General features: G+C 68.4%; 8 protein-coding genes. 4 read left to right on the plus strand and 4 right to left on the minus strand.

What is annotated here, in order from left to right; genetic code table 11:
* Nucleotide 1: 1 nt before the first annotated feature.
* From MRBLMA1_RS11260 to MRBLMA1_RS11275, 4 genes are read right to left on the minus strand one after another with little or no spacing between them, the layout of a single operon-like run.
* Complete coding sequence (locus tag MRBLMA1_RS11260; RefSeq protein WP_363736852.1) at nucleotides 2-3,214, minus strand: efflux RND transporter permease subunit; 3,213 nt, start codon at nucleotides 3,212-3,214, stop codon at nucleotides 2-4.
* 3 nt (nucleotides 3,215-3,217) lie between these two features.
* On the minus strand, nucleotides 3,218-4,339 hold the full coding sequence (locus MRBLMA1_RS11265; RefSeq protein WP_363736853.1) for an efflux RND transporter periplasmic adaptor subunit: 1,122 nt from the start codon (nucleotides 4,337-4,339) through the stop codon (nucleotides 3,218-3,220).
* On the minus strand, nucleotides 4,339-5,607 hold the full coding sequence (locus MRBLMA1_RS11270; protein ID WP_363736854.1) for a TolC family protein: 1,269 nt from the start codon (nucleotides 5,605-5,607) through the stop codon (nucleotides 4,339-4,341). Before MRBLMA1_RS11270 ends, MRBLMA1_RS11265 begins: the two co-directional genes overlap by 1 nt.
* A 59-nt stretch (nucleotides 5,608-5,666) precedes the next feature.
* Nucleotides 5,667-6,005, minus strand: coding sequence for a hypothetical protein (locus MRBLMA1_RS11275; protein ID WP_363736856.1), 339 nt, complete (start codon nucleotides 6,003-6,005; stop codon nucleotides 5,667-5,669).
* A gap of 161 nt (nucleotides 6,006-6,166) precedes the next feature.
* On the opposite strand from MRBLMA1_RS11275, the gene MRBLMA1_RS11280 reads away from it, so the two are divergent.
* From MRBLMA1_RS11280 to MRBLMA1_RS11295, 4 genes are all read left to right on the plus strand, one after another.
* Nucleotides 6,167-6,463: a putative quinol monooxygenase gene (locus tag MRBLMA1_RS11280; RefSeq protein ID WP_363736857.1), complete on the plus strand. Its 297-nt coding sequence runs from the start codon at nucleotides 6,167-6,169 to the stop codon at nucleotides 6,461-6,463.
* 12 nt (nucleotides 6,464-6,475) lie between these two features.
* Nucleotides 6,476-7,132, plus strand: a complete 657-nt coding sequence (locus MRBLMA1_RS11285; protein WP_363736858.1) for a glutathione S-transferase — start codon at nucleotides 6,476-6,478, stop codon at nucleotides 7,130-7,132.
* 94 nt (nucleotides 7,133-7,226) lie between these two features.
* Complete coding sequence (locus MRBLMA1_RS11290; RefSeq protein WP_363736859.1) at nucleotides 7,227-7,943, plus strand: HAD family hydrolase; 717 nt, start codon at nucleotides 7,227-7,229, stop codon at nucleotides 7,941-7,943.
* A gap of 140 nt (nucleotides 7,944-8,083) precedes the next feature.
* Nucleotides 8,084-10,483 carry a hypothetical protein gene (locus tag MRBLMA1_RS11295; RefSeq protein ID WP_363736861.1) on the plus strand — a complete coding sequence of 800 codons (2,400 nt, stop codon included), beginning with the start codon at nucleotides 8,084-8,086 and terminating at the stop codon, nucleotides 10,481-10,483.
* Nucleotides 10,484-10,974: the final 491 nt, after the last annotated feature.

The raw sequence follows: 10,974 nt of genomic DNA on the forward strand, positions 1-10,974 counted from the left end.
CTCAGGGGACGGCCGTCCCCGCTGCCCCGCCAGCGTCGCTGGTCGACCCGCGCCTGCCGAAGCGGGCATAGAGGGTCGGCAGCAGGAACAGGGTCAGCAAGGTCGCGGAAACAAGGCCGCCTATGACCACCGTGGCCAGCGGCTTCTGCACCTCCGCCCCGGCGCCGGTCGCAAGCGCCATCGGCATGAAGCCGAGCGATGCGACCAATGCCGTCATCACCACCGGCCTCAATCGCGCCAGCGCGCCCGCCTGAGCCGCCTTGGCGCGATCCACGCCGCGCGCCACCAGATCCTGGATCGACGTCACCATCACCAGTCCGTTGAGCACGGCGATGCCCGACAGGGCGATGAAGCCCGCGGCCGCCGAGATGGAAAAGGGCATGCCGCGCAGCGCCAGCGCCAGCACGCCGCCGACCAGGGCGAGGGGGATGCCGGTGAAGACGATCGCGGCGTCCCGCACGCTGCCGAGCGCGCCGTAGAGCAGCAGGACAATGAGCGCGAAGCAGGCCGGCACGACCAGCAGCAGCCGGTCCCGCGCCGATGCCAGATTTTCGAACTGGCCGCCCCATTGGAGATAGGTGCCGGCCGGCAGCCGCACCTCCCTTGCGATCCCCGCCCGCACGTCGGCGACCACGCTGGACACGTCCCGGCCACGCACATTGGCCTGCACGACGACCCGCCGCTTGCCGTTTTCGCGGCTGATCTGGTTTGGCCCGTCGACCAGGGCGATGCGGGCGACGCTGGCCAGCGGCACGAAAGCGCCCGACGGCGTCGGCACCGGAAGCTGGCCCAGCGTCTCGACATTGCTGCGCGCCTCCTCCCCCAGCCGGATCGTGACGGCAAAGCGTCGGTCGCCCTCGAAGATCACGCCGGCGTCGCGCCCGCCCACGGCGGCGGCCAATATGTCCTGCAACGCCCGCGCGCTGATGCCCAGCCGCGCCATGGCGCCGCGATCGGGCTGCACGTCGAGGATGGGCAGCCCTTCGGTCTGTTCCACCCGCACGTCGGTGGCGCCCTTCGTCCGGCGCAGCACGGCGGCGATGCGGTCGGCCGTGCCGCTCATCTGGTCGGCATCGTCGCCGAAGACCTTGACGGCGATGTCGCCCCGGACGCCCGCGATCAGTTCGTTGAAGCGCATCTGGATCGGCTGGGTGATCTCATAGGCGTTGCCGGGCAGCATCGACAGCCGCTGCTCCAGCCGTTCGATCAGCTCCGCCTTGGGAAGGCGCGGGTCGGGCCATTGCGCGCGGGGCTTCAGGATGACGAATGTGTCGGTCGCATTGGGCGGCATGGGGTCGGAGGCAAGCTCGGCTGTGCCGGTCTTGGAAAAGACGAAGCGGACCTCCGGTTCCCGCGCGATCGCGCGTTCGACCTCGAACTGCATCGCCTGGCTCTGGTCGACCGAAGTGCCCGGCACGCGGACCGCCTGGACGAGGATGTCGCCCTCGTCGAGCTGGGGCAGGAATTCCTGTCCCAGCATCGAGAAGCCGGCGATGGCGGCAAGGAATGCCGCAATCCCGATGCCGATCGTCCGGCCCGGCCGGCGCATCGCCGTCTCCAGCCCCGGCTGATAGCGGGCGTTCAGCCAGGACATGATCCGCCCCTCCTTCTCCTCCACGGGTTTCGACAGCAGCAGGGCCAGCATCGCGGGGACGAAGGTCAGCGAGAGGATGAAGGCGAAGGCGAGCGCGAGGATGACCGTCATCGCCATCGGCGTGAATGTCTTCCCCTCCACCCCGTCCAGGGTGAGGAGCGGGACATAGACGAGGATGATGATCGCCTGCCCATAGACGGAGGGGCGTATCATCTCGCGCGCGGCGGCGGTCACCGCGCAAAGCCGTTCGTCGGGGGTGAGCGGCCGGCCCCTGTCATGCTGATGCCCGGCGATCCGTCGCAGGGCGTTTTCCACGATGATGACGGCACCGTCGACGATGAGCCCGAAGTCGAGCGCGCCCAGACTCATGAGGTTGGCCGATACGCCGCCGCGCAGCATGCCGAAGCTGGTGAGCAGCATGGTGACGGGGATGACGAGCGCGGCGATCAGCGCGGCGCGGAAGTTTCCGAGCAGGGCAAACAGCACGACGATGACCAGCAGCGCCCCTTCGGACAGGTTCTTCGCCACGGTGCCGATCGTTGCGTGGACCAGGGCCGTGCGGTCCAGGACAGGCTGGACGATGACATCGGTCGGCAGCGAGGCGTTGATCTCTTCAAGGCGCCGGGCGACGGCGGAGGCGACGGCGCGGCTGTTCTCCCCGATCCGCATCACTGCGGTGCCGACGACGACTTCCCGGCCATTTTCGGATGCGGAACCCATGCGCAGCGCCTGGCCGGTCCGCACTGTCGCGACCTGGTTGAGCAGGATGGGAACCCCCTCCCGCGTGGCGATGACGGTCCGGCCAAGATCGGCGGCATTGCGAAGGCGGGCATCGGACCGGACGGTCAGGCCTTCCCCGTTGCGGTCGATGACGCCCGCGCCGACGGCGCTGTTGTTTTCCTCCAGCGCCGTTGCGAGGTCGCCGAGGCTGAGCTTGAGCGCCGCGAGCCGATGGACATCGGGCGCCACCTGATATTGCTTCACATGGCCGCCAATGGCGTCGATGCCGGCAAGACCCGGCGTGTTCTTGAGCAGGGGAGCGACGATCCAGTCCTGCACCGTGCGCAGATAGGTCGCCTGATCGGACGCGCCGACCAGCCGCTCGCCCTCCGGCGTGATATAGCTGCCGTCGGGCTGGATGCCGGGTTCGCCGGGCGCATGCCGGTCGTCCTTGCGGTGGGCCAGATGGACGGTCCACATATAGACTTCGCCCAGCCCCGTGGCGATCGGCCCCATTTCGGGCGTGACGCCAGCGGGCAGGCTCTCTTCCGCGCCGCGCAGCCGTTCGGCGACCTGGGCCCTGGCGAAATAGATATCGGTGGATTCGGTGAAGACGGCCGTCACCTGGGCAAAGCCGTTGCGGCTCAGCGAACGGGTATGTTCAAGGCCCGGCACGCCCGCCAGCGCGGTCTCTATGGGAAAGGCGACCTGCTTTTCGACCTGTTCGGGCGACAGCGCGGGCGCGCGGATGTTCACCTGCACCTGGTTGTTGGTGATGTCGGGGACGGCGTCGATGGGCAGGCGGCTGAGCGCCCAGGCGCCGATCACGGCCGCGATGAGGGTGACGAGCAGCACAAGCCAGCGCCGCTCGACCGAAAAGGTCACGATACGCCCGATCATGGATCAATCCTCGTGCGTGGCTTCGCTCTTTCCGAGCTCGGCCTTGAGAGTGAAGCTGTTGGCGACGGCGATCTGTTCGCGGCCGGTGAGGCCCGACAGGATGGTGGCGGCATCGCCATTGGGCTGGCCGACCGTGACCGGCACGGCCCGGAATCCCTGCGCCACGCGGACGAAGACCGTCGAGCGTCCCTCGACCATCTGGATCGCATTGGCGGGAATCGTCATTCCGCCGCTGCCGCCCGTCACCGCGATGGCGGCGGTAACCGGTTCGCCGACGCGCCATTGGCCGTCGCGATTGTCGATGATGGCGAGAACGGGGACGAGGCGCGTCGTTTCGTCGAGCACTGGGGAAACGAAGCTGACGCGCGCGCCCGTCCTGCGTCCCGGCGCGCTGATGTCCACGCTCGCGCCCGGCCGGATGCGGCCCGCATCGGCAGGGGAAAGCGACAGGCGAACCGCCAGCCGCGAGAGATTGGCGACGCGATAAAGCTCCGCATCGGCGGCCACCATCTGCCCCAGGGTGACGGTGCGGGCGATGACCTGGCCGCTGATCGGTGCGACGATGCCCAGCCGGTTGAGGCCGCCTCCTCCGCCCCCTGCCGCCGCGACCTGCTGCCGCGCGAGGCGCAGCGCGATCCCCGCTTCCGTCGCGGCGGTGCGGGCCGCGATCAGATCCTGTTCGGGCGAAACCCGTTCGGCGAACAGGCGCTGTTCCCGCTGCAGGTTGGACCGGGCGAGCGCCAGACGCGCCTGCGCCGCCTCGACCTCCGCCTTCAGCGATGCGGCCTCGCGGCTTTCGATCACCGCCAGAGTGTCGCCCCTCTTCACCCCCTCGCCCAGATTGCGCGTGAGCGACACCACGCGTCCGCCGATGGCGGCGGACACGACCTGCGTTCCCTGGGGATCGCCCTCTATCGTGGCGGGCAAGGTGATCGCGCCGCCGCCAGTCGTCGGGCGGGCCAGCTCGATGCCCGCGGCGGCGATCTGCTGCGCGGTGAGGTGGATCAGTCCTTCCTCGCCGGCATGCGCCTCCCCCTCGGCATGGCTCTCCGGCGCGGGCGCTTCGCAGGCGGCGAGGGAGGATAGTAGGATGGCGGCCGCTACGGTCCGCTGGAGGATGTTCATCAATTGTCTCCCTGGTCCGGCGCGCGAGCGGTCAATCGCTCCAGCTGCGCCTGTGCGTCATGATAGGCGAGCAGCGCCGCTATGGCGGCTGCCCTGGTTTCGGTGAGCGTGCGTTCGGCATCGAGCAGGTCGAGCTGGCCGAACTTGCCCTCGCGATAGCCGATGCGCGCGATGCGGGCGGCTTCCTCGGCGGCTGCCAGCGCCGGTCCGGTCGCCGTCGCCGCGCCGATGGCGGCGTTCGCGGCCTCCGCCTGCGCGCTGGCTATCGCCTGGGCGACCTCCTGCGCGGCGATGCGCCGCCTGGCTTCGGCGCGGCGCTGTTCCGCCATGGCCTGGCCAACGGCCGCCCTGCCGCCGTTGAAGACGGGGAGGGGGAGGGACAGGCTGAACAGCGCGGCATTGTCATGGGTCGCTTCCAGCCGGCGGGCGCCCGCGCCCACCGTCAGGTCGGGAATGCGCTGGCTGCGGGCAAGCCGCACCTGCGCGCTGCTGGCCGCCAGATCGGCGTCTGCGGCTGCCAGCGCCAGCGTCTGCGCCGGATCCATGGGCGCCAACGGACCCTGGATCGAATCGATGCGATCGAACCAGCTTCCGTCCAGCGGGCCGGGGATGGCCTGCCCGATCCGCTGGGCCAGGGTGAAGCGCGCCACTTCGGCGGATCGCTCCGCCCTGGCAAGCGCGGCCTGCGCATTGATCCGCGTCAGCCCGGCGCGCTGCACCTCGATGGGGGAGGCGCGCCCGGCGCGCACTCGGGCATCCGCGGCGCGCAGGCCTTCTTCGGCAATCCGAAGCTGGTCGCGCGCATTGCCCGTGCGCCGTTCGGATGCCACCGCTTCCGCATAGGCGCGCGTCACCGCCCATCGAAGGTCGGCCGCCGCCATCGCCTGTTCGATCAGGGCGCGATCGCGCTGCGCGCCTGCGACGGCGAGCCGCGCCGACCGCTTGCCGCCCAGTTCCAGCGGAATGGCCACAGAGGATGTCGCCTCCAGGCTCTGCGTGCCGGAATAGGGCCCGGTGCCGGCCACATTTTCAGCTTCGAGCGTGACGACCGGGTTTGGCCGCAGGCCCGCCGCGGCCTGTGCGGCCCTGGATGCGTCGACGCCGGCGGCGGCGGCGTCCAGTGCGGGCGATGCGGCGCCGGCCAGGTCGAGGGCCTGGCTGAGCGTCAGGCCTGGTTGCGCCTTGGCCGCCGGCGCGGACGGCACTTGTGCCTGCGCTGCGGACAGGGATGAGGCGGCGGCAAGCCATGCCGCCAGCAAGGGGTTCATGTTCGGTAACTCCTGACAACTGTTGACCGCCTGCGCGATGCGCAGGCCGGGCGGCAGGGTCAGGCGATAGGCGGCCGCAATTCGGCTCGCGTGGGGGCGGCGCCATGGGGCGAAGAGGTCCAGCGCAGCCTGGCCGTCCGCTGGGCCATTGCGGGTGCGATTTCCGATGCGGCAAAAGCGGCCGCGACATGATGGCCATGACAGCCGCCATGATGGTGGGGATAGGCACGGTCCGCGTCGCCGGACGCCTGCCCCTCATCGTCGCCATCAGGGCTTTCGGCCGCCGAGGGCGACACCCCATCGATGCAGCCGATCGGCTCCATCGCGTGCGCGACCGATGCCGTCGCAAAGGACAGCGTCAGGGCAAGACATGCCAACAGGGCGAACAGCCGGTTCATCGACTCGTCCTTAACGCGGATTTTCCGGCTGGTTGCAAGGAAAGAAATGCCTGTTGCCCGATCGCAGCCCGCTTGATCGGCGCGCCCGATCAGGCATGAGGACATGCAAGGCGGCGGCGCGCTCCCGCAGCGCCCGCTCATCAGCAAAAGGAATCCTGCCCATGTCCGGACCCGTTAAGATCGTCGCCGTCCTGACCGCCAGAGCCGGCAGGGAGGCGGCGGTGCGTGCCCTGCTCGATTCCATGCTGGCGCCCAGTCGGGCGGAGGCGGGCAATCTGCGCTATGATCTATGGCAGGATCAGGCCGATCCCGCTCGCTTCATCCTCGATGAACTCTATGTCGATGACGCCGCGATCGCCGCCCATCGCGCAAGCCCGCATTTCCAGGCCTATCTCGCCCAGATCGGCGCTCTCGCGGAGCGCAGCGCCTTCGTGCTCGACGCCGTCGCCATTGCCTGAAGGGGAGGCGGCATGACAGTCCCCATCCTCTACAGCTTCCGCCGCTGCCCCTATGCGATGCGGGCTAGGCTGGCGCTGGCGATCAGCGCCACGCAGGTCGAACTGCGCGAGGTCAGGCTGTCGGCAAAGCCGGAGGCGATGCTCGCCGCCTCGCCCAAGGGAACCGTGCCCGTACTGGTCGCCGCCGACGGCAGGGTGATCGACCAGAGCATCGACATCATGCGCTGGGCGCTGGCGCGGCATGATCCGGAAGGCTGGCTGGACCGCGATGATCCCGCGCTCATCGCCGCCAATGACGGGCCGTTCAAACATGATCTGGACCGCTACAAATATCCGGGGCGGCATGGAGTCGATGCCGAGGGCGCTGCCGAAACGCACCGCGCCGGCGGGCTCGCCTTTCTACACGCCCTGGACGACAGGCTGACCGGATCGCCGCATCTGTGCGGCGCCCGGCGCGGGCTGGCCGACGCTGCCGTCATTCCGTTCGTGCGGCAGTTCGCCGCCGTCGATCCCGGCTGGTTCGAGATGCAGCCGCTCCCCTGCCTGAAGAAATGGCTGTCCGATTATCTGGCTTCGGACCTGTTCGACGCGATCATGCTGCGCGTGGCGCCGTGGTCGCCGCCCCAGGATGATCGCCGGGCGACTGAAACCGGCGGCCAGTCAGACTGACGACTGCGCCGGAGCGTCCGGGCCCGCAATCCCTGCATCTGCGGGTGCGGCCTATGCACTCGCAAAAGCGCGGCCGAAACGCCACATGGATGGCATGACCGCGTCGACCCTTGCCAGCAGTGAACCCGCCATCCTCAATCGCCGCCTGCCCGATCCGGTGCGCGCGGTGATTTTCGACATGGACGGCACGCTGCTGGATACGGAGGCGGAACATCGCCGCACCATGGCGGAGGCCGCCGCCGCCCTGGGCTGGCCCTTTTCCGAGGCGTTGCAGCTTGCCATGGTCGGCATTCACCGTGATGCGAACCAGGTCATGCTGGCGGAGCATTTCGGCGCGGACTTTCCGCTGGAGCAGTTCTATGCCGACAGCGACCTGCTATTCGAGGCGGCGCTGGAGGCGGCCGTGCCGATGCGCCCCGGTGTCGAGCCGACATTGGCCAGGCTGGCCTCCGCCGGCATCCCCATGGCCATAGCGACCTCCACGGAGGCGCCCCATGCCTGCCGTCGGCTGGAGAAGGCGGGCTTGCTCGACTATTTCGACATTGTCGTGACGCGCAACGATGTCGATCGGCCAAAGCCGCATCCGGAACCCTATCTGCTGGCCGCCAGGCGCCTGGGCGTGGCGGTGAGCGATGCGGTGGCGGTGGAGGACAGCTATGCCGGCGTGCGTTCGGCGGCGGCGGCCGGCATCGCGACGGTGATGGTCCCCGACCTGCTGCCGCCCACCGATGCGGAGAGGGGGTTGGTCGCGGCGGTGCTGCCCAGCCTGCACGATCTGGCCGCGCTGATCCTGGACGAACCGAGGGAATAGCCGTTCGTCCCGCGATCCTGACCCTTCGCCGCAAAACCGGTTGCCTCTCTCCGCCTTCTTGGAATTGGCCCCTCTTGGAATTGGAAAGCCGATGTGGGACAGCGGGGTCCGGATCGCTGACAGGAAGATGTCGAAACCCTATGCCGCTGCCCGACCGATGGAAGATCCTGTCCTGGACCTGCGGTGCCGCCGCCATCGCGCTGTCGGCCGCAACGGTGCAGGCGGCCGATCCCGCGCCGTTCGAGCTTGGCGGCCCGGGTCTGCGCATCACCGTCATGCGGGGCAAGGACGTGCTGCCCATCGCGCAGGTGCCCAGCCTGGCCGAAGGCGACCAGCTGTCGATCAGGGCCGACCTGCCGGAGGATCAGGGCACGAGATTCCTGCTGCTCTCCACCTTCCTGCGGGGCGCCACCAACCCGCCGCCCAAGGATTGGATCAGGTCCGCCGAAACCTGGAAGAAGAAGGCGAAGGACAACAGCCTCAGCCTGACCGTGCCCAAGGGCGCGCGGCAGATGACGCTCTTTCTGGTTCCGGAAACGGGCGGCGCGCTAGGCACGATCGAAGATGCGGTACGCGGCAAGCCGGGGGAGTTCGTCCGGGCGACGCAGGAACTGAACCAGGCATCGCTCGACCGGTCGCGGCTGGACGCCTTCATGGCGGCGATCCGGGCGCAGGAAAACACCCATCCCGAATTTCTGCGATCGGTCGCGCCAGCGCTGGCGCGCAGCCTGTCGATGAAGCTCAATGACGAATGTCTGTCCAAGGTGGTCGAGCTTCAGGCCAATTGCCTGCTGGAAAATCGCGAACAACTGGTGCTGGCCGACGTGCACAGCAGTTCCATTGCGGAGACGCTGACCGGCGCGCCCACCGATCTGGCGCTGCAACTCAGTTCCACGCGGGAGGCGGGCTATGGCTTCTACAGTCCCTATATCGGCGTGGTGCGCGACCTGGCGCGGATTTTCGGCGCGTTCAGCAATCCGGAGTTCGACTATCTGCCGACGCTGAGCGTCCGGCGGGACGATGCCGCCGCGCTGCTGCTCAACAAGGCGCCTTCCTTCCAGAAACCCAAATCCGTGCTGGTCGTCGGCATGCCTGCGATCGAGGCGGACAGTCCGCCCCGCCTGCGGAGCGCGGCCAACGGGCCGATCTGCGCCGCGCGCCCGGGCGTGGTGCTTCCTGTCGAAGGCGCGCCGCTCATCTATTCGACCGCCTATGCGCGCGCCATGACCGTGAAGCTGACGGCGGCGAGCGGCGAGACGATCGACCTGCCGGTGGAGGCGCGGGCGGACCGGGGCGGTTATGTCGTCCGGGGCAATGGCCCGCTTCCGGCCGCGTTCCGGGGCACGGTGAAGGGGCATCTTTCCGGCTATTGGGGGTTCGAGCGGTTCGACGGCCCGGATTTCTCGCTGCAACTGCCCGGCGATGCACCCTGGAAGGTGGCTGGCGAGGAACCGACGCTGGTGGTCGGCCGCGACAATGAGCTGGGCCTGACCGGCGAGGCGCCTGCCTGCGTCGAGGGCGTGACGTTGCGGCAAGGTGATGGCGCACCCCAGTCGCTGGCGTGGAAGGTGCAGGGACACGACACCCTGCTGCTGACGCTTCCCCTGGCCGAGCGCAGGCCCGGTGACATCAGGCTGGAGGTCAAATATCAGGGCATGGCCACGCCAACGGCGCTGACGCTCAAGGCCTATGCGCAGGCGAGCAGGCTGGACGCGCTCAGCCTGCATGCGGGGGACCATGAGGCGGTCCTTTCCGGTCAGCGGCTGGATCAGGTCGCGGGCGTCGATCTGGCGGGCATGGCGCTGGTGCCCGATGGGCTGACGCGGGATGGGTCGGTGGATCGGCTGCGGCTGGTCGCGAAGGGGGATGGCGCTGCGCTCAAGGCCGGCGACAAGGCCACCGCGCGGGTGCGGTTGAAGGACGGCCGCACCGTGGATCTTGCCGCAGCGGTAGAGGCGGCGCGGCCCCGACTGACCCTGCTCAGCCGGACCGTTTCGGCGGGGACGGCGGAGGGACGCCGGCTGCAGCTTCAGGGCGAGGGCCTGTTGCCCGACGATGGACGGCTGGTCTTTTCGGTACGGGCTGAGGAGGGCGGCGCCTTTCGGCAGGATGACGTGCTGGAGATCGCATCGGCGGATGGCGCGAATGCCGTCAGGCTGAGTGGCCCCAACGGCCTCAGGCTCTCCGGCCCGGAGGTCATGGTCGCGACGCTCGATCCGGCGACGCTGGCGCCCGCGGCGGGGCCGCTCCGGTTCCGTCTGCTGCGCGGCGAGGGGGCCAGCGACTGGCAGCCCCTGGTGACGCTGGCCCGCCTGCCGCATATCGACGGCGTCAGTTGCGAGGCGCGCTATTGCACGATCAAGGGGCGCGACCTGTTCCTGATCGATGCGGTGGACGGTACGCCGGGCTTCCAGAAACCCACGGTCGTGGCGCAGGGTTTCACCGGATCCAGCCTGCAGGTGCCGGCGACGCGGGACGGCAGGTTCTATATCCGGCTGCGCGATGCACGGGACCAGGCAGTCATACTCAACGCGAGCTGATCTCCGCTCAAAGGAAGCCGAACCTCCGGGAGGGCGGGCGAGCGGAAACCCGCCTTTTCCCGCGACCGGAGGAAATTTTCGGAAATCCTATTTTTCCTGTTGACCGACTCATTCGACGCGCCTAGATGCCACTCCACCGACGCGGTGATGCCCTCCGGTTTTCGCTGCGCACGGTCGCCAATATCAAGGATGGCCAAATCCTCGGAAGATTTTTCGAGGATCCATGGTTGTCCGCTTCTGATATTTGGTTGTCGGTTCTTTGACATTGTAGATTGATGAAGGGACATGTGGGCGGCGGCTCCGGGTTCTGGCGGCTTCTGGGCGTCGGATATTCGGTTAAAGCAAGCCATTACTCACAATGTCCTACACACCATGTAAGATTTGTGCAGGAATGGCTCCTAGAAATGAGCGGTTCTATCTTGGGATTATTCCTCCTGGGATAGGATCGGACATCAAACTTGAGAGTTTGATCCTGGCTCAGAACGAACGCT

This window comes from Sphingobium sp. LMA1-1-1.1, from assembly GCF_040676365.1.
Classification (GTDB): Bacteria; Pseudomonadota; Alphaproteobacteria; order Sphingomonadales; family Sphingomonadaceae; genus Sphingobium.